The organism is Flavitalea plasmicola (assembly GCF_030546645.1).
Classification (GTDB): domain Bacteria; phylum Bacteroidota; class Bacteroidia; order Chitinophagales; family Chitinophagaceae; genus Puia.
The window spans coordinates 1,007,292-1,031,381 of the sequence record NZ_JAUOTO010000002.1 but is presented as its reverse complement, the minus strand read 5'-3'; the positions used below and the strand labels follow the sequence as shown (position 1 = coordinate 1,031,381).

Genomic DNA, 24,090 nt, shown 5'->3' with positions numbered 1-24,090 from the left:
GCTTGACAAAGAACATTACTATAATCGGCATTCTATTCTTTGTATTTGGGTTTGTCACCTGGGTCAACGCCATTTTGATCCCTTATTTCAAGATAGCCTGTGAGCTGAATAATTTCCAGTCATACCTGGTGACATTTGCTTTTTATATCTCCTATCTCGTGATCTCGTTGCCTGCTGCCTGGTTGTTAAGGAGGATCGGGTTCAGGAAAGGCATGATGGCCGGGTTCTGGATAATGGCAGGGGGCGCCTTTGCGTTTATCCTGGCGGCGTTGGGCAGGACATATGCGGGGTTCTTAATAGGACTGTTCGCCATTGGCGCGGGGCTGGCGATCCTTCAGACGGCAGCCAACCCCTATATTACGATCATCGGGCCCAGAGAGCGGGCGGCACAGCGCATCAGCATTATGGGTGTGTGCAACAAGGGGGCGGGCATTCTCGCGCCGTTGTTATTTGCAGCAGTGGTCCTGCGGCCGACGGACAGCGCGCTGTTCAGAAGCCTGCCCCGGATGGGGGCCGTTCAGCGAAATGCGGCGCTGGATGAGTTGATCAGGAGGGTGATCATACCGTATGCCTGCGTGGGCGTTATTCTCCTCTTCCTGGGATGGCTGGTGCGGTATTCTTCATTGCCGGAGATCGATACGGAACATGAGGATGAGACGGTGGCGTCGGCCAATTTGGGCAAGACCAGCATATTTCAGTTCCCTCATTTGATCCTGGGCGCGCTGGCCATTTTCCTCCATGTGGGGACGCAGGTGCTGGCAATAGATACGATCATCGGGTATGCGGCTTCCATGGATATACATCTGCCCGAATCAAAGGTCTTTCCTTCCTATACTTTACTGGCGACGATCGCCGGGTATATTGCCGGTATTATCAGTATTCCGCGCTGGATCAGCCAGGCGAAGGCTTTCCTGGTATGTACGGTGCTGGGCATCCTGCTGTCGTTGCTGATCGTGCTGTCCGGCGGCAGGGTGGTGTTCGGGGGACATACGGCGGACATATCGCTGTGGTTCCTCGTGCTTCTGGGGTTTGCCAATTCGCTTATATGGGCGGGCATCTGGCCGCTGGCCCTGCGCGATCTGGGACGGTTTACCAAAACGGGTGCTTCCGTGCTGGTGATGGGCCTGTGCGGAAATGCGATCCTGCCGCTGCTGTATGGATGGCTGGCCGACAGATCGGGGGTGCAGCAGGCTTACTGGATCCTGCTGCCATGTTATTGTTATCTGTTTTTCTACGCAGTATACGGCCATCGCATCAGGAACTGGGCTACATTTAAATTAAAGGGAGCAGCATGAGCCAGGCATTGACGAAAATTATCAACGGAAAGGTCATCACCCCCGGCGGGATGGTGGAAAGTGGATCAGTTGTGCTGTCAGACGGCATCATTCAATCCATGGGCGCCGGCGATCTGCCTGCGCCGGGAGCCAGGACCTTCAATGCACGGGGAATGTATGTGTCGCCGGGTTTTATCGACCTGCATGTACACGGTGGCGGGGGCTTCGATTTTATGGATGGTCATGAATCCGCCTTCCTGGCCATCGCGGAGACACATGCCCGCTTTGGCACCACGGCCATGCTGCCTACGACGCTCACCGGGTCCGGGGAAGAGATCCTGCATACGATAGCCACCTACGAGCGGGCGCTGCCGAAGAACACCCAGGGCGCCCAGTTCCTGGGTATGCACCTGGAAGGGCCTTATTTTGCCATGAACCAGCGTGGCGCCCAGGATCCGCGCTATATCCGCGATCCGGATCCAGCGGAGTACCGGAAGATCCTGGAAAAGGCGCATCTTATCAGGCGGTGGAGCGCCGCGCCTGAATTGAAAGGCGCCATCGCTTTTGCCCACGAAGCTCGTGAGAAGGGGGTGCTGGTATCGATGGCGCATACGGACGCCATCTACGAGGAAGCGCTGGAAGGTTTTAATAATGGCTATACGCTGGCGACGCATCTCTATTCCGGGATGTCGGGCGTAACGCGCCGGAATGCCTACCGTTATGCCGGAGTGGTGGAGGCGGCTTTTCTCATCGATGGTATGGACGTGGAGATCATCGCCGACGGCGTACACCTTCCCGCACCTTTGCTCCAGCTGGTGTATAAAATAAAGGGCGCTGCGCGAACGGCCCTCATTACGGATGCCATGCGGGCTGCCGGAATGCCGGAAGGTGACAGCGTACTGGGCAATATCCATCACGGGCTGAAGGTGCTGGTGGAGGATGGCGTGGCTAAACTGCCGGATCGCAGTGCTTTTGCGGGCAGTGTGGCTACGGCCGATCGTTTGGTGCGTACCATGATCCGGAAGGCGGGTGTCACGCTGCCGGAAGCCGTTCGGATGATGACGGCTACGCCAGCCTCCATACTTGGCCTGGGGGACCGCAAGGGGGCCCTGGCGCCGGGAATGGATGCCGACATCGTCATTTTCGATCAAGATATAAATGTACATGCTACAATCATAAAAGGAGAATGGGTGTATGAGAATAAATAAGCTGGAATTGCAGGTGCACCAGTCCCGGACCGAGATGGGGTCAGCTGCCGCGCAACAAGTGACAAGGCGGATCAATGAACTGTTGCGGCAGCAGGCCACGGTGAATATCATATTTGCTGCGGCGCCTTCCCAGCAGGAATTCCTGCAGGCCTTGCGGCAGGCCCCCATCGAATGGGGAAGGATCCGCGCCTTTCATATGGATGAGTATATTGGATTGCGTCCCGATGCGGTGCAGGGATTTGGAAATTTTCTCCGGGAAAGATTGTTCGATAAAGTGCCTTTTCTTGCCGTGTATTACATCAATGGGGATGCGGTGGACCTCAGGAAGGAATGTCAACGGTATGGCGCATTGTTAGAAAGCTTCCCTCCGGACATCGTCTGCATGGGCATTGGGGAGAATGGTCATATTGCTTTCAACGATCCCCCCACGGCGGATTTTGACGATCCGTATGCGGTGAAGGTGGTAGCCCTGGACCAGTCCTGCCGGCAGCAGCAGGTGAACGACGGTTGCTTTCCCGGGCTGGAGTCCGTGCCCACCCACGCTATTACTTTGACCATTCCTGCCTTGATGTCGGGCCGGTTCATTTATTGCATCGTACCGGGCCGGTCGAAAGCCCAGGCAGTGTTCAATACTTTACACCGGGAGGTGGTGGAGGATTATCCTGCGTCCATACTTCGTAATCATGAACACGCCATTTTATTCCTGGATGCATTAAGCGCCGAAATGATGGATATTTAAAAAGATAAGCATGAAATATTTATTAGGAGCTATGATATTACTATCCGCTTGTGGACAAACACCGGCATCAGCCCCTTCGAAAAGCAATTTTCCTATAAGACTGGTGACGTTGGACCCGGGTCATTTTCATGCGGCCCTGGTACAAAAGTCGGGTTATCCTGACATCGATACGGTGGTGCATGTATATGCACCCGGCGGCCAGGAGCTGAAAGCGCATCTGGCATTGATCGAAAAGTACAACACCCGGAACGATGACCCCACAAAATGGAAGGAAGAAGTGTACGAGGGGCCTGATTACCTGTCCCGCATGTTCAGGGACAAAGCCGGCAACGTGGTGGTGATCGCCGGCAACAATAAGAAAAAGATAGATTATATCCGGGCTTCCGTGGATTCGGGGTTCAATGTTTTTTCGGACAAGCCGATGATCATCCAGCCGGGTGATCTGCCCAGGCTGGAAGAGGCTTTTGCGATCGCAAAAAAGAATAAGGTGCTCCTGTACGACATCATGACAGAGCGGTACCAGATCACCACGGTCCTGCAGCGGCAGCTGTCTTTGACACCGGAAGTGTTCGGGCATTTGGAAAAGGGAACGAAGGAAAACCCTGCCGTCACGAAAGAAAGCGTCCATCATTATTTCAAGCTGGTTTCCGGCAAGCCGCTGATCAGGCCATCCTGGTATTTTGATGTGACACAGGAAGGGGAGGGGATCGTGGATGTCACTACCCACCTGGTGGACCTGATCCAGTGGGAGTGTTTCCCGGATACGGTGCTTGACTATAGAAAAGACATAGAAATGTTGTCCGCACGCAGGTGGCCGACGATCCTGACGCCTTCGGAGTTTAAGAAGTCCACGCAGCTGGATAAATACCCGGATTTTCTGGCGGCTGATGTGAAGGACTCGCTGCTGCAGGTATATGCCAATGGGGAAATGGATTATACCCTGAAAGGCGTACATGCACGGGTCTCCGTAAAGTGGAACTTCCAGGCGCCGGAAGGGGCGGGCGACACGCATTATTCCGTATTACGGGGTACGCTGGCCAATCTTGTTATCCGGCAGGGGAAGGAGGAAGGATACAAACCGGTGTTGTACATCGAACCGGTAAAGTATTCTCCCGCATTTGACAGTGCCCTTCACAAAGCCATAGATCATCTGACGGACCACTGGCCCGGCTTGTCGCTGGTAAAGACCCCTAAGGGGTGGAGTGTGTCCGTTCCGGACAAATTTAACCTGGACCATGAGGCCACATTTGCAGCCGTGACGAAAAAGTACCTGGGTTACGTGAAAGAGGGAGCATTGCCCGGCTGGGAGGTTCCCAACATGCTGGCTAAATATTACACGACCGTGAAAGCTTTGGAAATGGCCCGTAAAAACATGAAATAGGGGTGTTGAAAAAGTATACATAACTGACAGATAAATACATTTATCGTCTGGTGTTTACGGCTAATTTTATAAAATGACAAATGCGGGAGATATGCTATACTCTTCACAGGATTATCTAACGATAGGCAGTGCGGCGGAGGAAAAGATCGTCATATTGCCGTTGGGCGCCATCGAGCAGCATGGTCCTCACCTGGCAGTCTCCACCGATACGGATATTGTGTCGTTAGTGGCCATTGCGGCAGAGGAAAAAATGAGCGACCAGGTGGTGTTGTGCCCCACGCTGACCTTCGGGTCCAGTCATCACCATTTGTCTTTTGGCGGGACGATGAGCCTTTCGCCGGCCCTGTATACCCAGGTGGTCGTCGAACTGGTGAGCTCCCTGTTACAAAATGGCTTCCGAAGGGTCGTACTGCTGAATGGCCATGGCGGCAATATTACGCCGGTGAAGCAGGCGCTGGCTTTGCTGAGCGGCAGCTATGATACGTATCTCCGGCCCAATATTGTCCTGGCGACCTATTGGGAGCTGGCGGGAAGCATTTTTGCAGGGGCGGCTCCCATGGAAAGCCCTGCGCTCAGCCATGCCTGCGAGTACGAGACGAGCCTGATGCTGCATTTGTTCCCGGAGAAGGTGCAGATGGAGAAGGCTGTACGGGCCGAGCGACCCGAAAGCAATGGCTACATTGGCTGGGAGGACGACGAGCCTTACCGGGGCGTCTCCATATTCAAACAGACCGCCTTTATCTCAGGGAATGGCAGCAGCGGCCAGCCGCAGCTGGCGACTGCCGAAAAGGGACGGCACTTGTACCAGCACGCCGTGCAATCGCTGGTGACCTTCCTGGAGTCATTTTCCACGTGGCCATTCCTGCAAAATTTAAAGAATAAAGATGGGAAAGAAAGAAATTAAGCATCCTGGTAAGTTTGTTTCGACGGGCGCCTACTCTTCGGGTGTCCTGGCGGGCGGAATGTTGTTTGTCAGCGGACAGGGGCCCCTGGACCTGGCCACAGGGGAAGTAAAATATGGCACCATTGAAGAAGAGACCTTGCTGACCCTCGCGCATGTGCGAAAGATCGTGGAGGCGGCGGGAGGAACAGTGGATGACATCGTGAAATGTACCGTGCATTTAAGCGATATCAATGATTTTGACAGATACAATGCGGCGTATGCTTCTTTTTTCACCGGTGTTCTGCCGGCAAGGACGACGGTGCAATCCGTCCTGGCTGATGGGATCAAAGTAGAGATCGATGCTATAGCTGTCATAGGATAATACCAAAACTAATTCATGAGAAAAAAGATACCTATCGGTACTGTGGGGTTGGGATTAATGGGCAGCAGCATCGCTACCTGTATACTTGCAGCCGGTCATACCGTCACATCCCTGGTGAAAACCATGGACCAGGCGAAGGAAGCGCGTCAGCGGATATTAGGATACCTGGAAGAACTGAAGGAAGAAGGGATGCTGGATGAAAATCCCGCGCTGGCGCTGGCGAGACTTACCATCACGGATGATGTAGCCCAGCTGGAAGGATACGAGATCGTGATCGAGTCGATCGTCGAGAGTGTGGAAGAAAAAAAATCTCTCTACCGGAAACTGGAGACTGTGCTGCCTGTTACGGCCATCATCGGCAGCAATACATCCGCCATACCTGTCACGATCCTGCAGGAAGGGCTGGCGCATCCCGAGCGCCTGTTGGGGATCCACTGGGCTGAACCAGCGCATATCACCCGGTTTATGGAAGTCATCTGCGGCGGACAAACGGACATCACCTACGCCCATATCATCATCGACCTGGCGGAGTCCTGGGGTAAGGAGCCTTCCCTGCTGAAGAAGGACATCCGCGGATTCATTACCAACCGGATCATGTATGCCATGTTGCGGGAGGCCTTTCACCTGGTGGAGAAAGGGTATGCTTCCGTCGAAGATGTGGACCGGAGCCTTCGCAATGACCTGGGCTACTGGATCACTTTTGCAGGGCCTTTTCGGTTTATGGACCTGACGGGTATCCCGGCTTATATGACGGTCATGAAGGATTTATTTCCCGACCTGGATAATTCCACTGCGATGCCGAAGCTGATGGAGCAGGTGGTAAATGAAGGCGCGTTGGGTGTGAGCAATGCAAAGGGATTTTATCCTTATACGGAAGAGAGCGCGGAGCATTGGGAAAAGACATTCATAGAATTCAGCTATGACATAAGAAAGCTGGCTGAAAAATATTCGAAGAAGATATGAGCGCGACAATCATACGATCTATCAGGGCGACGGAGGTCATCGTACCTGCGAAACCAGGCAGTCTCAACTCGGAGAATGTGCTGGATAAGGACGCAGCCTTTGCACAAAGGCATCTCACGGGTGCCAGCTGGACGGAATTTGCCAATCAACCCAAGTGGATCCTGGAGATCACCCTGCAGAACGGACTTACAGGCATAGGCGAGACCTACCGCAGCGCTTCGAAGGATCTTGTTTACCAGGCGATGGTGGAATTTGCTGGGATGGATGTGCTGAAGATGAACTGGCGGGCATTGCCTGTCGGCGACCAGCGGATCTATGAGGCATTCGAGACGGCCGTGCTGGACCTGGGAGGAAGGCTGTTGAAAGCGCCCATTTACCAGCTGCTGGGAGGCGGGTTTCGTACCGCCGTGGACTGTAATGGCTGGACGGGCCGCAGGACACCGGAAGATGCTGCTCAAAAAGCTTTTGAAGCGATGGAAAAAGGGCATAAGGTATTTAAGTTCAAATGTTCGGATGAAGACCCGGTACGCCTGTGGACGGAAGCCATCCGGCAGCGATGCGGCGATGGCATTAAGATCATTCTCGATCCTAATCAGCGATGGAACGATGTGGACACAACACTGCGGCTGATGGAAGGGGTGGACAGCGGCATCATGCTGGGATTGGAAGATCCTATCCCGCATGCGAATGTGGAAGGGTATCGCTATCTGAAGGAAAAGTTGGGTATTGCTTTATACCGGCATATTTCGCTGCCCTATACGCAGGACATCACCGATATGATACGTTTTGTACGGGCGGATGCGGCAGATGGATATAATTTCAACGGAGGCGCTTACAACTGCCTGTTGCTGGCCGGCGTCGCCGGTTTGGAAGGGAAATCCTGCTGGCGTGGGTCGGAAGTGGACCTGGGCATCTCGGAAACCATGGGGCTTCACATCGCCGCAGCCAGCGCCAGCTGTACTATACCTTCCGACATTTTCGGTGAGCTGGTGAGGGAAGACGACCTGATCACCTCACCCATCCGGTTTGAGCATGGCGCCGCCATTGTACCGCAGGGATATGGACTGGGCGTGGAGCTGGATCGCGAAAAATTAAAAAAATATAAGACTGGACAGCATTTGTACATCACCGCTTAAATAGATCTATGAAGAAAGGAATCATCGCCTGGGTCACCTTACTGTTCTGCAACCTGATATGGTCGTTCCATTTCACGAGCATCAAGCTTACCCAGGACCAGGTAGGACCTTATTTCACCGTTTGGGCGCCTATGCTCCTGGCGACGATATTTTTATTTCCTTTTGTTGTCAAGGATTTCAGGAAGGGCAAAAAGAAGCTGAAAGATGCCCTTGTATTTGTGCAGCTGGGTGCGCTGGGAGCCTTCCCTTCGCAGGTGTTCATGACCTATGGCACCCAGTATTCCCTTGCCAGTAATGCCGCCATCCTGGTCCTTGCGCTGCCCGTGATCACTGCTGTCTTTGCTTTCCTGATCCTGAAGGAAAAGATGAATAAGATCCGCTGGGCCAGCTTTGCCATCGCCATCATCGGCGTCGTACTCTGCAGCACCAATGATATCCGGCAGGTGGACCTCAGCTCGAAATATGCCCTGGGCAATCTCCTCATCTTCCTGGCCATCGTCGGCAATGCATATTATAATGTGGGATGCAAGAAGGTGGCGGACAGGTTTACGGAAATGGAGATGGTGTTCTATACCTACCTGGTGCTGGTGATCATGCTGACCCCTATGGTGCTGTATTATGAACCCGGGATGTTCGCCCAGGTACCTCATTTTACCACGAAGACCTGGCTGGGCATGGTATCCCTGACCCTTTTCCACAATTTCCTTTCCATGCTGCTGTTCTTTAAAGTATTGAAGTTCCTGGACGCGACCCAGGTGGCGCTATCAAATTATATGATCACTTTTTTAGGCCTGCCCATCGCGGCGATATTCCTGGGAGAGACGCTGAGCTTCCAGTCCGTCGTGGGCGGCGTGCTGGTGTTGATAGCCACCCTTATCCTCACCATTGTGGACCACCGCCAGTATAAGAACAATATGCTAAAACTGAATACGTAAACTGTATGATCATGGATAAAAATGAAAATGAATTGTTTGGCGTCGTGCCAATCGTGCCGACGCCTTTCACGGAGGATGAGGAAATTGATGAAGCCGCGTTGCGCAGGCTGATCGATTTTGCTATTGCAGGCGGTATCAAGGCTGTCTGTCTGCCGGCCTATGCCAGCGAATTTTACAAGCTGTCGGATGAGGAGAAGCTGCGCGTGGTGAAGGTAGCCGTGGAACATGCGGCGGGTCGTCTGAAGATCGTCGCGCAGTCCAATCACCCTTCTTTGAAAATAGCCGCCCGCCTGGCCAAGGCCAATGTGGCGGCCGGGGCCGATGTCATCTCGCTGGCTGTGCCGCGGATCTTTGGTTTGCCGGATAGTTCCCTGAAAGAGTATTTGTCTGGTTTTCTAAAGGCCGTACCCAATACCCCTGTCCTGATACAGGATTTTAATCCGGGTGGTTCCTCCATCAGCGTTCCTTTTATCAAAGACCTGATGGACACGCATCCTAACTTTAAATATCTGAAGCTGGAAGAACCCCTGTGTGCGCCGAAGTTCGAGGACATCATCCGTACGACGGGGGGAAAGGTGGGTTTGTTCGAAGGATGGGGTGGTTTGTATATGCTGGAATTAGTACCGTTGGGCATTGCCGGCGTCATGCCCGGCCTGGCAGTGGCGGACATCCTGCAGAAAGTTTTTGTCCTGCGAAAGGAAGGAAAGCATGATAAGGCATTTGACCTTTTCGAAAAGGTGATGCCGCAGATCTTCTTCTCCCTGCAGAATATGGAACTTTTCCATTATGCCGAAAAGGAGCTCCTCATCGCAAGGGGGGTATTGCATAACAGCGTGGCCCGTAAGGCGGCATATATACCAGATCCCTCCAGCGTCAAATATATCAGGGAGCTGAATCAACGGGTGGTGGCGTTGGTGAACGACAAAAATTTTTAATAGTAAACTTTTTCAACATGGAGGATTTCAACGGGCAGGTGGCTATTGTCACGGGTGCTGCCTCGGGCATCGGGTTGGCCATTGCGCATAAGTTGCTGGCAAAGGGCGCGCAGGTGGTGTTGCTCGATCTCAATATCAAGGGGCTGCGAGATGAGTTTGGCAAATATGGGGAAGAGAAGGCGCTGCCGCTTTCCATCGACGTTACGGACCAGGGCCTGGTGGAAAAGACCGTGCGGGATATCGCGGACCGGTTTGTAAAGATCGATATTCTCGTCAACTGTGCCGGTATTACGGGACTTACCAATATCCATAGCCATGAAGTGGATAGTGCCGACCTTCATAAGGTGTTTGAGATCAACTTTATGAGCAGTTTTTATACCTCCAGGGCCGTGTTGCCCCATATGATCTCGAAAGGGTATGGACGTATCTTGCACATCGCCTCCATTTCAGGAAAGGAGGGCAATGTGGGGATGCTGGCTTATTCCGCATCGAAGGCGGCAGTGATCTGTATGGCCAAGGTCCAGGGAAAAGAGTATGCCGAGCAGGGCATTACAGTCAACGCGCTGGCTCCCGCGGTCATCAGGACGCCCCTGGTGGACAATATGCCAGAAACGCAGGTGAAGTACATGACGGACAAGATACCCATGAAACGTTGCGGGACGCTGGAAGAAGCTGCCAATATTGCCGCCTACATCGTATCTCCTTACAACAGTTTTTCCACGGGCTTTACCTTCGATCTCTCCGGTGGAAGGGCCACTTACTAAAACAAGTACGCGAAGCCGTATCTTTGGGCCAGGTGGACAATGATATGAAAAAAAATGATGTGATAGATGAGCTAAGCCGGCACTTTCCGCAGGAAAGGCTGAAGACAAGGCTTATCGACCTGCATGCTTATTCCTCGGATGCCAGCTTCTATACATTGGTTCCCAAGGCGGTGGTTTTCCCGGCTTCGGTAGCGGATATTCAAACACTTTTTCAGATCGCGCGGCAATGCGGGACTTCCGTTACTTTCCGAACAGGCGGCACCAGTCTTTCGGGGCAGGCCGTCACGGACGGCATCCTGGCGGATATCTCGAAACACTGGCCGTTGGTAAGCGTGGAACGGAATGGGGATTTTGTCAGGGTCCAGCCGGGTGTCACGGGCGCTGCCGTCAATCATCGTCTCAGGTCATTTGGCCGTAAGATCGGTCCCGATCCCGCCAGCATCCAGGCCGCCATGATGGGCGGCATCCTGAGCAATAATTCCAGCGGCATGTGCTGCGGGGTGGCTGACAACTCTTATCATACTTTATCTCATATAAAATTTGTGCTGGCAGACGGGTCTGTGTATGACACGGGGACTTTTGCGGACTATGCGAGGTTTGAGGCTACGCACCTGTTTAAGGGCATCGGCCATCTGCGGCGGAGGGTGATGGAAGATGTAGAGCTGCTGTCCAGGATCAGGCGCAAGTATAAGCAGAAGAACACTGTAGGGTACAGCCTGAATGCCTTTGTGGATTTCGAGCATCCGCTGGATATCCTGGCGCACCTCCTCATCGGTGCGGAAGGGACCCTGGGCTTTATTGCCGAGGCGGTCCTGCATACTTTGCCGGACAAACCTTTTAAAAGTGCTGCGCTCCTGTTCTTCGATTCTCCCCGGAGCGCCTGCGATGCGATACCGGCGTTGAAAGACAGTGGGGCCGAAGCGCTGGAGTTCATGGACAGGGCGGCCCTTCGTAGCATTGAGCACCTGGCTGTGGCGCCCGCTTTTCTAAAAGAGCTGCCTGCACAGGCCTCCTGCATACTTTGCGAATATCAGTCGGATAATATGGACAGCCTGAAGGATAAGCTGTCGGCGGCCAGCGCCCTCCTCTCTTCGTTGCCGCTTATCTATCCCGCGGAATTCACCTCCGATGAAAAAGAGCGGGCGATCTTCTGGAAGCTGCGTAAAGGGATGTATCCCTCGGTGGCTGCCGTAAGGGCGAAAGGCACTTCCGTCATGCTGGAAGATATAGCTGTGCCGGTAGAGCGGCTGGGAGAGGCGATCGGGTCCTTGCAGGAGCTGTTTGTAAAATTCAATTACGAGCATGCGATCGTATTTGGCCATGCCAAGGATGGCAACCTGCATTTTGTCGTTTCGCAATCGGTCGCCACCCCGGAGGAGATCGCTGCATTCAGCGATTTTAATGATGCGCTCGCGGATATGGTGATCAATAAATACCAGGGAGCTTTGAAGGCGGAGCATGGCACGGGCCGGCAGATCGCACCTTACGTCGCCGCGGAATGGGGTAGTGCCGCCTATGAGGTGATGAAGGAGTTGAAGCGTCTCCTGGACCCGGAGGGCATCGTCAATCCGGGTGTTATATTGAACGAGGATAAAAATTGTCATCTGCAGCATCTCAAGTCCTTGCCTGTCGTGGAAGAGGAAGTGGACAAATGTGTGGAGTGCGGCTATTGCGAGCAGAGCTGTCCCAGCAGGGATTTTACGTTGACGCCGCGGCAACGGATCGTATTGAGAAGGTCTTTGTCCCGGCTGCAATCAGCAGGCGATACCGCGACATATGACGCTATCCTGAAGGATTATGCCTATGATGGTATGGCCACCTGTGCGGTGGATGGCATGTGCGCTACCAACTGCCCCGTCGATATCAATACAGGCGAGCTGATCAAACGGCTGCGCAGGGAGAACCATTCTCCGTCGGCCAATGCGATGGCCTTGCGTGTGGCCCGGAATTTCAGGCTAATAGAGTTACTCGTCAAGCTGGGACTTCGTTCCGGAAGGTTGATCAATACGGTTCTGGGCGCACGTACTATGACACGGCTTACCAGTGGCGTACGCCGGATCCTGCCATCGTTCCCCTTGTGGACTTCACAGCTGACGGGACCTGTGCGGGTGCGGGCTAATCGGACTGCCGCACCGGAGGCTGTCTATTTTCCCACCTGCATCACCCGGATGATGGGGCGTGATAAAGAGAAGCAGGATTCCATCGCCGATGTGCTGCTCCGGCTGGCAGGACGGGCAAAAACAGCGCTGCTGATCCCGCCCGGTCTGTCCGGGAGCTGTTGCGGGCAGGCTTTCTCCTCGAAAGGGTTTGCACCGGCCTACCGGCATACGGTGAATGCGACGATCGAAAAATTATGGGAATGGACCGGCGAAGGTAAGATCCCCGTGGTGATCGATATCAGCTCCTGCAGTCATTCGTTGCATACATGCAGGCCTTATCTGACGCCGGACAACCAGGCCAAGTTCGACGGCCTGAAGATATTCGACAGCCTGGAATTCGCCATGGACATCCTGCTGCCGCGACTGTCCGTTAAGAAGATGAAGGGCAAGGCGGTCTTTCACCCTGTTTGCAGTCTTCACAAAATGGGAACCTATAAAAAGCTGGAAGAGCTGGCGGCGCGCACCGTGGAAAACCCTGTGATCCCTTTTACTTCGGGTTGCTGCGGAATGGCCGGCGATAGGGGATTCTATTATCCGGGACTTACGGCGGCAGCTTGTCGTCAGGAGGGCGCAGAGGCTGCTGCACAGGCTGCCACCGGCTACTACTCGACAGGAAAGACTTGCGAAATGGCTTTATCGGAGGCAGCGGGCGCCAACTACAGGAGCATCTTCTACCTGTTGGATGAGGTTTCTTCAAATGGATAAGGTTTCTTCAAATGGATGAGATCTCTTCAAATGGATGAGATCTCTTCGATTGCGTGAAATTTCATCACACGTGGGAGCCCAATAGGAAGCGCCCCTTATATTCCTTGGGGATGAGCCCCGTATGCTTCTTGAAATGACGGTAGAAATTAGAAAGGTTCTCGAATCCACTTTGATAGCAGATCTCCGAGATGCTATAATTGCCTTCCATTAGCAACCTGCAGGCATGGCTTATCCGGATCTCCGTGACATAGTTGGAAAACGTCTTCCGGGTATGGTGCTTGAAATAGCGGGAGAAAGACGCAATGCTCATATTTAATTTCTCGGCTATCTCTTCGATGTAGATCTCGTTCTTATAATTTTTTAGAATGAACTGGAACACGGTGTCGATCTTGTCCGTGTCATTGGAGTTATTGGCGGTGAATGCGCGGGATAAGATGGGTTCCAGCTCCTTACTGGTGGACAGGTATACGAGGATCTCCATTAATTTGATCAGCCGGTTGGCAGGGGGGATCGACTCCATTTCCCTTAGTTTGCCTTTGACATATTTATTGGCTTTGCCTACGATCTCCAGGCCAAGCGAGGACTTGTCCAGCAGCCGCCGGACAAGCTTCATTTCGGGCAGACGGAAGAAAGCGTCGCCCAGGAAATCATCCGTGAAGTGAATGAAGCTTGACCTGGCAACGATGCCTTTGTTCTGGTAGTAGTCTTCTGTATTTCTGTATAAATGGGGGATATTTGGTCCGATAAGCATCAGGTCGCTCTCTTTAATAAAACTGACCTTATCCCCGATGAAGCGGGTGCCTTCTGTTTTGTCGATCAGCACTAATTCATATTCTTTGTGAAAGTGCCAGGCCTTATCAAAGTAATTGCACTCCCAATTGATATAAATAAAGGAAGAGTCCGGAGATAAAGGAAGCTTATGTAGCTGGGGCCGCATGATTTACGGATGTATTGGTTAGAGCCTATTGCGTGTCAATTTATGGATTTTTTTGATATTAACCGGTTTTGGCCCCGGAGAAAATTAATGAGATATTTGCTCCATGCATAGAAGTGGTTCCGCCGCCATAAGGATCTTATTAATTATCCTGGGTATAAATTTTCTGTTGGATTGGTATGTGCTGAGCGGTTTAAAAAGCCTGAAGACGGGCCGAAGGTGGCCCCTGGTCAAATGGGGGTATCTCATCATATCGTTGGGTGTCACCGTACTGTTCGTCGCAGGAGTGCCCAGCTACAGGTCCGCCCGGGGGATGACGCCTTATCATGAATGGATGCTCAGTTTGTTCGTTGTCTTTTTTATTACGAAGGTTTTTTTTGTGGTGGTCTTATCCCTGGGGGATATAGGAAGGCTGTTCTATGGCATTGGGCGAAGGCTTTTTGGGACCGGTGCCGGTGCGGGATCATTGATCCCCGGCCGCAGGCGGTTTATCAGCGACGCGGCGGTATTGTTTGCAGCCATTCCTTTTACAGGATTCCTATACGCCATGCTGAAAGGCAAGTACGATTACAGGGTGCACCGCCAGACGGTCTATTTCGACGATCTGCCTGAGGCTTTTGACGGGTTTACCATCACACAGCTGTCCGATATCCACTCGGGCTCCTTCGACAATACGACAGCCGTGCAAAGAGGGATCGACCTTGCCAAAGAACAGAAAAGCGATCTGTTCGTATTCACCGGCGACCTGGTGAACAATGCGGCCTGGGAGATCGAACCCTATATCGCTCATTTTGGATCTTTGAAAGCGCCCTATGGACAGTTCTCCGTGCTGGGAAACCATGATTATGGCGATTATATCGAGTGGGCCAGCCCCGAAGAGAAAGCCGCCAATCTGGAAAAGCTGAAAGCGCATCATGCTGCATTAGGCTACAGGCTACTGCTGGACGAACATGTGCTGCTGGAAAAGAATGGGCAAAAGATAGCGCTTGTCGGCGTGCAAAATTGGGGAAAGGGGTTTATTCAGATCGGCGATCTTGACAAGGCGTTGGAAGGCGTGGATAAGGATGCGTTCAAGATCTGCCTGTCGCATGACCCAACGCATTGGGAAGAGAAGATACGGTATCACGATACGACCATTCATTTAACCCTGGCCGGGCATACGCATGGAGCGCAGTTCGGCGTGGAAACGGATAAGCTGCGCTGGAGCCCTGTCGCGTACCGCTATCTCGACTGGGCGGGTCTGGCAAATGAAAAAAACCGTTTTCTCTATGTGAACCGCGGTTTCGGCTTTCTGGCATTTTCTGGACGCCTCGGTATCTGGCCGGAAATTACGGTGATCACGCTGAAGAAAACGGTTTAGATCATTACGCTCCTGCTATCTTAGTAACGGCGGTCATGACGGTCGCGGTCGCCGTCTCTGTCACGGCCTCTGTCCCGATCACGATCCCAACCTCTGTCCCGATCACGGTCCCAGCCTCTTCCTCTATCCCCATCATTCCGGCCTTCCCATGCATGATGGTCGAATTCCCTACCGCGGAAATAATGCCTGTGCTCTCTGTGGAACCTGCGACGGTAGTGCTCATAATACCAGCGATCCTGGTAATGGCCCCGCCAGGCGGGATAGGTGTAATAGGTGTAGCCGGGGAAATCCCTTTCGTATGTGCCAAACTGCGCTTCGACATGCACCTGGGAATGGGCGGAATTAGCAACCAGGCTTCCAGCTATGATCAGGGTGGCGATGAGTAACTTTTTCATACATAGATTTTTTTGTTAGGAGATGAAATGCAATTCGCTTATTGGAGCGGATTAAGCCTGGTGGGATTACTAAGGTGCTGTTAAAGAGGGATTAAAGCGGGATTAAATGGGCATATTAGGATCCAGCGGGAATGTCTCCGGCTTTCTTTTGTTCAGCAGTACGATGAAATACAGGCAGGTGCCGGTCCAGCTGAGCCAGAAAAGATAGAATGCGGCGTGGAATCTTTCTTTCAGCAGGCGGTGAGTGTAGGTGTGGAGGAAATCCTGGAAGGTGACGTAGAGCCCGATGACGCCGAGAAGAAGGATAGCAGCGCTGACAATGGTAGCTAACCTTTTGGGGGATTTTTTTTCAATGATACTTTGGATTATGATGATGACGACCTGGATGCTGAACAGCAGGAGGAAGGTTTTCCAGCCGGAGCGCAGCAGGCTATATTCCCGGTGTACGATGGCGATGCCTACTTTACCGATGAAGGATATTTTGGAGACGAGATAGGTCTCCAGGAGGCATAGAAGGGCTTGCGTAACGATGAGAATGGATAGGGGGGAGCGAAGGGGCTTCACTTGGGTGTTTTGAAGTGAAGATAGGAAAAGTCGGAAAAACTGAGGCTCCAAAAATGAAGCCCCAGTGATGGTCATGAAAGGTGAATTACACAGACTTAATAATTTTGATCCAACAGTTCGCTGGAGGTCTTTAATGAACCCGCCGATTCCTTCATCAGCCGGCTGAACTTTTCATCTGCCGACTCCTGGGTTTCCTGCGGCTTGCTCTTCGATACGGCGTAGTTGGCCATGGGCGCTGGGGCAGCGGCCGGCCTGGCCGCCAGACTATCGGCACGCTCGAAATAATAAGCGGTAGCGATGAATCTTTTCACATGCAGCCTGGATTCGGCGGGCAGATAGCGCTGGAGAACCCAAAAATTGCGGCTATGTGATTTGCGGATCGCTCTATAGACGGGCCTGGGACCGCCATTATAAGCAGCCAGCACGAGGAGCCAATCTTTGAATTCCCTGTGCAGGTCCTTCAGGTATTTCGCGGCTGCACGCGTGCTCTTGTAATAGTTCACCCGTTCGTCTGCGCGACGGTTGACCTTCAATCCAAGCTCATGCGCTGTGCCGGGCATCAATTGCCAGGGGCCTTTCGCGCCTACCCGGGATAGGGCCGTAGGCTTCAGGTCGGACTCGATCACGGCCAGGTATTTCAGCTCCAGCGGGAGACCATAGCGGCCGAGAACGGAATCGATGATGGCGAAAGGGCCTTCACTTCTGTGCTTTACAGTAAGCAGGCAATCGTCGTTGTTCTTAATGTATGCATGTACAAATTTCATCTGCTGCTGGTCGGGAGCAGGCAATGAGAACTTACTCTTTTTGGAGGGAGCTGCCGGGCTTTTTACGCTGGATGTATTGGCAGGTGCAACCAATACATTTTTTACAGGGAGCACTTTTGCACGGCCCGAGTTGGCGGCTTGTGGCGTTGCTACGATAAATGCTAAACTACAAACGAAAAAGGGTACTTGTGACTTCAACATCGTTTTAAATTAAGGTAAAACAATGCCGGCCCCAGGTTTTGGATTACTTCAACGAAGTGTTTAGCATAGAATATTGGGAGGATTTGCAGTCTTCTGTCGGGTACGGTAGTAAGGGTTTTTCATTTTGCAGAAGACTGTAACGATAAGGTCAAAGATACTCATCACAAATGGGATGTCATAGGGTATATTACGTAGGAAATGTACGATGAAATGGCTGCCGTAAATCGTTGATTATAAAGGTCGTTATTATATGGTTGACTATTCCTATCTGTAGTGGACTGGGAATGCCTCTACCATTGCCTTTTACCGTGCTTTAGCAAGGTGCTGTTATTCTCCTTTTGGACGATGAACCAATTCAAATATTCTTTTCCGTCCTCTATAGTGATGAAGGGATTGAAGACATTCTGCAGGTTGGTGTTGTTCTTAAATGAGAGATAGATCATGTAGCAATAGGCCCAGTCTTTCCCATCGGGGCTTACAAATAATTGCGTGCCGCCGCCGGAAATATCTTTCTGACAGGGTACTCCGTCGATGTAGAAGGTTTTGGGCTGTATCTCTATGAAGTGGCGGCCGGACACGTCGAAGCTTAGCCGGCTTTTTTTTAGTACGGTGAACGTTTTATTGTCGGAAAGCCAGACTTTGCGCGTGAGGTCGGTGGTGCGCATTTTCTCAAAAAAGGCTATCTGCTGATCATGAGACATTTTATTCACCTCTTCCATGGGCGTTGCCTGCTTGTCGGCCAGCACAACGGCCGCCCTGGACACGTCCTGGTTGGTGATGAGGTTATCCGGCTTGCCATCCAGCAATGTTTTCTGGCCTTCTGAATTAATGAAGAAAAACTGTTTCTTGTCATCTGCTACCACTGCCACGAAGCGATTGCCCGATTCCCGCATGAAGAGAACTTTGCTATAGGCGCCATTGGCCAGCAGCTTGCTATACCCTGTATAGGATTCTTTGGGAACTTTATTCGGATCGGTGTTAGGGCAGATGAAGGATGCGCTCACCTGTTCACGGGTTAGATTGTCTTTCCTGGTGTTGTCAGAAATGATGGAGAATGTCCCATTTGATTGCTGGATGACAATGAGCGATGGTGCGGCCTTTTCATTGGGCTTCCAGCAGGTGAGGAGATTGTTTATTTGTTCGGCAGGGGTGAGCTTTACGATCGTACGATACTCTATCCTGGAAGATTGGGCGGAGAGATGGGGCAGGATGCAGGATGTGTAGAGTGCAAGGAGGAGCATCTTTTCCATGGATGTTTTTTATGTAAAATTATCTGCATGGAACAGCAACTAAGGGGTAAGAATGAATGAAATGCGGAAAAAAGTGTATGAGCTGAGCTTCTATAAGTTCTTCTTAAAGAATTCAACGGCCAGGCTATCGACTTTAAGATGGACGGCATGCCTGTTGACGGTGGGATCATCCACGAAAAGAGTAGGACCTTCTTTTTTCACTTCATCTATGGCCTCGCCCAGCATCACATAATGTCCTGTCTTGCCGGAGAATTCGTAATAACCTGAATTGCTGATCAACTGATGAAAGTGCCGGGCATTGGTTTTTGCGGGTGCAATGCTGTCGCTTTGCGATCCGGTGATATAAACAGGGTCGGCGATATTCTTAAACTGTTGCTTTGTGGTAAAACCGGGTCCCAGGGCCGGAGAGATGGCGAAGAAGGCTTTGATCCGGCTGTCCTTTAGCGCAGGCGCACGTTTGACGCCAGCTGTAAGAGCAGTGTCATCCAGGTATTTTGCAAGGCCGGGAAACTCGGGTAGTTCCAGCTCTTTACGGCCCGTGGTCTTGAAGTAATTGATCAGCGTAGTATAGTTCACCTCGCCTCCTGCCAGGGCTATTACGGTGAATCCTCCAAAAGAGAAGCCGATGGCGCCTATCTTCCGTTGATCGATGTAGGGTTGGAAATCATTGTCCTTTAGTAATTCCGTCAAAGCAACGCTGATATCCAATGGGCGCTCCCACGGTTTTAGGAATTCCAGGGGTATCTTATTATCATAGGTATTACCATAATGGTCGACCGCTGCGACGATAAATCCATTCTCTGCCAATGCCTGCGCCAGCCATTCGAGGGTGAGCCTGCCGGCGCCGGTGCCATGCGAGAGCATGACCAGCGGCCATTTGCCGGCTGGCACCCTGCCATTACGAACGGTGGGCTTGCGGGTAAATGCAGAAAAGCCGTTGTCAGCCGGCTGTAAAGTATCTTCTGTCGGATACCAGACCTCGGTGATCACGGGACGATGGCGCAATGAATCCCTGAATGCATAAGTGCGCTGACCAATATTGGCCTGCGTGAAGGCGTAGTGATAGGTTAACAATAATAGAACGAGCCATATTTGCCTGTGCATGGTTGTACATTTTGACAGTACAAAGCAAGACCTTTCGGCTCTGAAAAACGTTGACAATAGTCAAAAAATCATTTTTTTGATTTCAACCGGCTCAGTGTTTCCTGTGAAATGCCCAGGTAGTCGGCCACGATCCTGGAGGGGAGTCTTTGGATGATCTCAGGATGATCGCGTAACAGGATCTTATAACGGGCCCTGGCATCCATGGTGATGAGACTTTCTATCCTTTGTATGGATTCGATGTAAGCCAGTTCCATCGCCTGCCGATACATGGTCTCCCAGCCCGGTATCTTGTTGAACAGGGTCTGTCTGTCGGCGTAGCTCAACGTCAGCAGTTCGGAAGGCCCAAGGCTTTGGACGGATGCCACAGATGGTTTTTTTAATATGAAGCTGGGGAAGGCAGTACCCATGGATCCGTCGAATATGAGAAATCGTGTTGCTTCGCTGCCATCTTCGTTGGTGAGGAATATTCTCAAACAACCTTTTACTACGAGGTATAGGTGCCTGGCGATACTGCCTTTTTGTACCAGGATCTCGTTACGTCTGGCTGACAGAGGTTTGAAGCAGCCGTTGACCAGTTCTTCCTGTTCCTGGGTCAGAATGATCTTTCCGGCAAATAGTTTTTTTAAAGCGGGATGCATGATGTTCAGTAAAATGTGGTTGTCCTCAGATCATATGTCTGAATATAGCTGTTTTAGCCAAATGATTAGCAATTCATTCACAGTCTGGTACACGTTTTTGACGATTTTAACGTTACATTACATCCAAACTCCTTAAAGCATTGCATGTCGACTATTAAAGCATCCGCACCCACAGAAATACAGAAGAGAAATAATTTGATGGATCATGTACTGGAACAGCCTTCCTACGGGTGGCAGGACCCGGAAAGCCGCCTGATCATTCCCTCTCCCCGGCAGTTGTTGAAAGAGTTCTTTTTCCGCCTGAATATTTTCAGGACCAGGAAGAACTGGCTTGCTTTTTCCAGCTGGTCGAGGGTGGTTTTGCTGATCCCGTGCCTCTTTATCTTCGCGTTCCAATATTTTAATTTTTACCTCCTGGGAGTGGCCTTTCTTTACAGTATGATCGTGATGGGTACACATGGCACCGTCTGGCATCACCGGTACTGCACGCACAACGCATATACTTTCAGGAACAGGTTTTGGCGATTTATCACGAAGAACCTTACCATCAATATTATACCGGAAGAGATCTATGTCATTTCCCACCATGTGCATCATGCAAAGTCGGATGAGCCCGGAGATCCTTATAATGCGACAGCCGGCTTCCTGTACTGTTTCCTGGCGGATGTCAATCACCAGCCGATTGCCCGCGATCTGACGGAGGCTGAATATGCCAAGGTGGTTAAGCTGATGGACCATACAGGGATCAGGCCGAATACCTATAAGCAATATCAAAGATGGGGCTCTATTTGCAACCCAGTTCGGGCTATTGTGGGCTGTTTGCTTAACTGGGCTTTCTGGGCTACGGTATTTTGCCTGATAGGCGGTCCGGCCCTGGCGTTTACCTTGTTCGGGGCTGCAGGCTTTTGGGCTATAGGCGTCCGTACCTTTAATTATGAAGGCCATGCCAAGGGAAAGACCGATAAGCATAAGGACGGGAGCGACTTCAACAGGAAGGACCTCTCCATCAACCAGATCTGGCCCGGTTTCGTGGCCGGCGAATGGCATAATAACCACCATCTTTTTCCTTCCAGCGCCCGTAGCGGCTTTTTGAAACACCAGCTGGACCTTGCCTGGTGCTATATCAAGTTCATGAATATCATCGGGGCCGTCAGCACTTACCAGGATTCCAAAAAGCTGTTCCTGCTGAAGTACCATCAGCCTTATCTTGAAAGCAAGAAGGAACCTGTGGTCGAGATCGTCTGATCTGTGCATCGTAGGGTGTTATGCAATTTTCTTTTTATTGCATCTCATGAAAAACCCTACTGTATGCCTAAACCTTTACAACTTCACATTCCCAGTCCTTGTCATGAGGATTGGGCCAGCATGCATCCTTCGGGAAATGGTCGCCATTGCATGGCCTGCCGGAAGACGGTGGTAGACTTCACTGCGATGAGCGATGCGGAGATCCTGCAATATATGCGCGGGGCAGCTTCCCAGGTGTGTGGCCGATTGACACCGGGTCAGATGAAGAGGGATCTGGCGCCTTCTCCCGTTCAAAAGAATGGTGGAAAAGGCTGGCCCTGGCTGATAGCGGGAGCGTTGATGACGGCCGATGGGACGCCTCCGGAGCGGACGGGTTTGAAAGGGAAGGTAGTCCTACAATCAGGGCGCGAAACAACACCCATGGCAGATACTACGGCGATTATTTCAGAAAATGAGTTTATGGTGGGGTTATTGGTATCGCCTGCCGTTGAACATGAGCTGGAGCCTATGTATGACCCGGTGGAGACGTCGATTGCTCCGGTGATTGGGACGATGCCTGCCGTAGCTATAGACGCTCTTCCTCCGCCGGAAATTTCCTCCGTGGATACCAGTGCCTCAGTGTCTCGCGACACCTTAGATGATTTTGTCAGGACAGGAGGCATCCAACTTGAAGCAAGTAGTTTGCCCGATTCGCCTTCAGTGAAGATCAGGCAATTTCTCACCGACACATTGACGGCCTTGCATATTCTTCCCCGGAAAGAGATGGGGATCTATCCGAACCCCATACGCAGAGGAACGCCGTTTCATATCACCTGGCCATCGGGCCCCGGGACCTATAAAGTTAGCCTGATCAGCGCTGCCGGTGTATTGATCGAGACACGAGTCGCGGAAGTAGGTGGCTCGGCGCAGGTGGATACCTGGGAGATGCCAGGTGAATTGGCTACCGGCGTATATCTCATTCAGGCTGTGCGTCCAGGGCATTCCCACGTATGGACACAAAAAGTGATAGTGGAGTGAACGTCGGTTATTTGGAAGTCATTGCAATGTATTCCTTCATCGTGATCTTTCCGTTGATCAGCTGGGTATAGAGCACTTCACGATCTGTTTTTGCGATCTTCATAGCTTCTACCATTTCCCTGTCGAAAAATAACTGTTTAATTAGTGATTTCATAGCTCGATGTTTTTTACTGATACAAAGTTACTATGAGATGGGGTCGTTGCATAGACAACTTATGGTGGATCCTATCATCTTAAACAGGCTAGGATGTTGCGTAATGCATTGATTATTATAAATATATATGTTTTTATTGTATGAGGTCCAAGTAAAAGGAACCTAATTTCTTCTGAAGAACTTTACGCCCAATGCCAGGCTCCATGCACCCTGTTTTATGTCCGCGTCATATTTCACGCCATGGATATTCAAAGTGCGAGAACCGATGATACCATCTGTTCCACCTTTCAGGAATAGCATAATCCCATTACCTTGTTCTTTTTCAGACACGACAATATCAACTCCAAGACCGGCCTGGTACGATAAATTGAATTTCGTGATTTCGGTCAGTCCTTCCTTTTGAAGAATGTCGACAATGCTGGTTGGATTTCCGCTCACCTGGTTAGGCTGTTGGTATTTGAGATCGGTCACCCGTCCGGCGAGTCCTGCGTAGGGATAAATATTGACCTTCGGGGATTTGACAAAGTCATAACCAATGTTGATCTGCGGCACATTTCTAAACGAGATCTGCAAGGAAGAGTCTCCTTTTTCCGACTTGTTGTAAACGCCGACCATGACAACAAAATCCAGGATCCATCTGTTGCGATATTCACGGGTAAAACCAATCCCTATTCCTCCCTGGGGGCCTTTCAGCGGAGGGAAATTGCTTTGCGCAATATCTTTGTTGAGGATGTCATAGGAGGCTTGTGCGACGTTGCCGAAGGTAGTGAATGAGCCATAGCCGTTAGTAAGATGGAGGTGGAGGTGGAATCTTTCAATTGCGACTTTGTAATCATCGGACTGCCGTATGGAGTCGAAGGCTTTTTGATACATGGCGTGAATGACCTTCCTGTAATAATCGATGGAGTCTTTAGTTGGGTTAACCTGGGCTTGTGCCGGTCGGGTAAGGGTCATGAGTAACAGCAAGGCGGCCAGGAGCTTAGGAAAAGGGCGCATGGTT

At 51.5% G+C, this 24,090-nt stretch carries 24 protein-coding genes; 15 read left to right on the top strand and 9 right to left on the bottom strand.

From position 1 onward, the window contains the following. Positions 1 to 2: 2 nt before the first annotated feature. The 12 genes from Q4E93_RS09400 to Q4E93_RS09345 all read left to right on the top strand — a co-directional run bounded on the left by Q4E93_RS09400 (position 3) and on the right by Q4E93_RS09345 (position 13,464). Positions 3 to 1,295 (top strand): sugar MFS transporter, encoded by a 1,293-nt coding sequence (locus Q4E93_RS09400; RefSeq protein ID WP_303584585.1) that lies wholly within the window; start codon positions 3 to 5, stop codon positions 1,293 to 1,295. Then, the gene (gene nagA, locus Q4E93_RS09395) at positions 1,292 to 2,482 is read left to right on the top strand and encodes an N-acetylglucosamine-6-phosphate deacetylase (RefSeq protein ID WP_303584583.1); all 1,191 of its coding nucleotides are present in this window, start codon (positions 1,292 to 1,294) and stop codon (positions 2,480 to 2,482) included. Before Q4E93_RS09400 ends, nagA begins: the two co-directional genes overlap by 4 nt. After that, complete coding sequence (locus Q4E93_RS09390; protein ID WP_303584581.1) at positions 2,469 to 3,221, top strand: glucosamine-6-phosphate deaminase; 753 nt, start codon at positions 2,469 to 2,471, stop codon at positions 3,219 to 3,221. Before nagA ends, Q4E93_RS09390 begins: the two co-directional genes overlap by 14 nt. A 10-nt stretch (positions 3,222 to 3,231) precedes the next feature. Beyond that, positions 3,232 to 4,602: a putative oxidoreductase C-terminal domain-containing protein gene (locus tag Q4E93_RS09385; RefSeq protein ID WP_303584579.1), complete on the top strand. Its 1,371-nt coding sequence runs from the start codon at positions 3,232 to 3,234 to the stop codon at positions 4,600 to 4,602. Positions 4,603 to 4,693: 91 nt separating this feature from the next. Further along, positions 4,694 to 5,506, top strand: coding sequence for a creatininase family protein (locus tag Q4E93_RS09380; protein WP_303584577.1), 813 nt, complete (start codon positions 4,694 to 4,696; stop codon positions 5,504 to 5,506). Continuing rightward, positions 5,487 to 5,867 (top strand): RidA family protein, encoded by a 381-nt coding sequence (locus Q4E93_RS09375; protein ID WP_303584575.1) that lies wholly within the window; start codon positions 5,487 to 5,489, stop codon positions 5,865 to 5,867. The genes Q4E93_RS09380 and Q4E93_RS09375 overlap by 20 nt, the downstream gene beginning before the upstream one ends. 15 nt (positions 5,868 to 5,882) lie before the next feature. Further along, the gene (locus tag Q4E93_RS09370) at positions 5,883 to 6,830 is read left to right on the top strand and encodes a 3-hydroxyacyl-CoA dehydrogenase family protein (RefSeq protein ID WP_303584573.1); all 948 of its coding nucleotides are present in this window, start codon (positions 5,883 to 5,885) and stop codon (positions 6,828 to 6,830) included. Beyond that, on the top strand, positions 6,827 to 7,966 hold the full coding sequence (locus tag Q4E93_RS09365; RefSeq protein WP_303584571.1) for a mandelate racemase/muconate lactonizing enzyme family protein: 1,140 nt from the start codon (positions 6,827 to 6,829) through the stop codon (positions 7,964 to 7,966). Before Q4E93_RS09370 ends, Q4E93_RS09365 begins: the two co-directional genes overlap by 4 nt. A gap of 8 nt (positions 7,967 to 7,974) precedes the next feature. Further along, complete coding sequence (locus Q4E93_RS09360; protein ID WP_303584569.1) at positions 7,975 to 8,901, top strand: DMT family transporter; 927 nt, start codon at positions 7,975 to 7,977, stop codon at positions 8,899 to 8,901. A gap of 11 nt (positions 8,902 to 8,912) precedes the next feature. Beyond that, positions 8,913 to 9,836, top strand: a complete 924-nt coding sequence (locus Q4E93_RS09355; protein WP_303584567.1) for a dihydrodipicolinate synthase family protein — start codon at positions 8,913 to 8,915, stop codon at positions 9,834 to 9,836. A gap of 17 nt (positions 9,837 to 9,853) precedes the next feature. Then, positions 9,854 to 10,600, top strand: a complete 747-nt coding sequence (locus Q4E93_RS09350) for an SDR family NAD(P)-dependent oxidoreductase (RefSeq protein WP_303584565.1) — start codon at positions 9,854 to 9,856, stop codon at positions 10,598 to 10,600. A 44-nt stretch (positions 10,601 to 10,644) separates the two neighbouring features. Beyond that, entirely contained in the window at positions 10,645 to 13,464 is a 2,820-nt protein-coding gene (locus Q4E93_RS09345) for an FAD-binding and (Fe-S)-binding domain-containing protein (RefSeq protein WP_303584563.1), read from the top strand. Between the two features lie 64 nt (positions 13,465 to 13,528). Here Q4E93_RS09345 and Q4E93_RS09340 read toward each other — a convergent pair whose 3' ends face one another. Beyond that, positions 13,529 to 14,401, bottom strand: a complete 873-nt coding sequence (locus Q4E93_RS09340) for an AraC family transcriptional regulator (RefSeq protein ID WP_303584561.1) — start codon at positions 14,399 to 14,401, stop codon at positions 13,529 to 13,531. A gap of 103 nt (positions 14,402 to 14,504) precedes the next feature. Between Q4E93_RS09340 and Q4E93_RS09335 the strand changes: the two genes are divergently transcribed. Then, positions 14,505 to 15,758: a metallophosphoesterase gene (locus Q4E93_RS09335; RefSeq protein ID WP_303584559.1), complete on the top strand. Its 1,254-nt coding sequence runs from the start codon at positions 14,505 to 14,507 to the stop codon at positions 15,756 to 15,758. Between the two features lie 20 nt (positions 15,759 to 15,778). On the opposite strand, the gene Q4E93_RS09330 is transcribed toward Q4E93_RS09335, so the two are convergent. The 6 genes from Q4E93_RS09330 to Q4E93_RS09305 form a co-directional block, all read right to left on the bottom strand. After that, positions 15,779 to 16,153: a hypothetical protein gene (locus Q4E93_RS09330; protein WP_303584557.1), complete on the bottom strand. Its 375-nt coding sequence runs from the start codon at positions 16,151 to 16,153 to the stop codon at positions 15,779 to 15,781. A 102-nt stretch (positions 16,154 to 16,255) separates the two neighbouring features. Further along, positions 16,256 to 16,717 (bottom strand): hypothetical protein, encoded by a 462-nt coding sequence (locus Q4E93_RS09325; protein ID WP_303584556.1) that lies wholly within the window; start codon positions 16,715 to 16,717, stop codon positions 16,256 to 16,258. Between the two features lie 95 nt (positions 16,718 to 16,812). After that, entirely contained in the window at positions 16,813 to 17,682 is an 870-nt protein-coding gene (locus Q4E93_RS09320; protein WP_303584553.1) for a lytic transglycosylase domain-containing protein, read from the bottom strand. A gap of 290 nt (positions 17,683 to 17,972) precedes the next feature. Next, on the bottom strand, positions 17,973 to 18,932 hold the full coding sequence (locus Q4E93_RS09315; protein ID WP_303584552.1) for a hypothetical protein: 960 nt from the start codon (positions 18,930 to 18,932) through the stop codon (positions 17,973 to 17,975). A gap of 90 nt (positions 18,933 to 19,022) precedes the next feature. Further along, a complete protein-coding gene (locus Q4E93_RS09310) occupies positions 19,023 to 20,036 on the bottom strand; it encodes an alpha/beta hydrolase family protein (RefSeq protein ID WP_303584551.1) in 1,014 nt (337 codons plus the stop codon). Positions 20,037 to 20,104: 68 nt separating this feature from the next. Next, positions 20,105 to 20,674 (bottom strand): Crp/Fnr family transcriptional regulator, encoded by a 570-nt coding sequence (locus tag Q4E93_RS09305; protein ID WP_303584549.1) that lies wholly within the window; start codon positions 20,672 to 20,674, stop codon positions 20,105 to 20,107. 144 nt (positions 20,675 to 20,818) lie between these two features. On the opposite strand from Q4E93_RS09305, the gene Q4E93_RS09300 reads away from it, so the two are divergent. After that, complete coding sequence (locus Q4E93_RS09300) at positions 20,819 to 21,919, top strand: fatty acid desaturase (protein WP_303584548.1); 1,101 nt, start codon at positions 20,819 to 20,821, stop codon at positions 21,917 to 21,919. Positions 21,920 to 21,982: 63 nt separating this feature from the next. Beyond that, positions 21,983 to 22,936 carry a T9SS type A sorting domain-containing protein gene (locus Q4E93_RS09295; protein WP_303584546.1) on the top strand — a complete coding sequence of 318 codons (954 nt, stop codon included), beginning with the start codon at positions 21,983 to 21,985 and terminating at the stop codon, positions 22,934 to 22,936. A 7-nt stretch (positions 22,937 to 22,943) separates the two neighbouring features. Here the strand turns inward: Q4E93_RS09295 and Q4E93_RS09290 are convergent, their stop codons facing one another. Together Q4E93_RS09290 and Q4E93_RS09285 are read right to left on the bottom strand one after the other, a co-directional pair. After that, positions 22,944 to 23,090 (bottom strand): hypothetical protein, encoded by a 147-nt coding sequence (locus Q4E93_RS09290; RefSeq protein WP_303584544.1) that lies wholly within the window; start codon positions 23,088 to 23,090, stop codon positions 22,944 to 22,946. Between the two features lie 162 nt (positions 23,091 to 23,252). After that, a complete protein-coding gene (locus Q4E93_RS09285) occupies positions 23,253 to 24,086 on the bottom strand; it encodes a hypothetical protein (protein WP_303584542.1) in 834 nt (277 codons plus the stop codon). Positions 24,087 to 24,090: the final 4 nt, after the last annotated feature.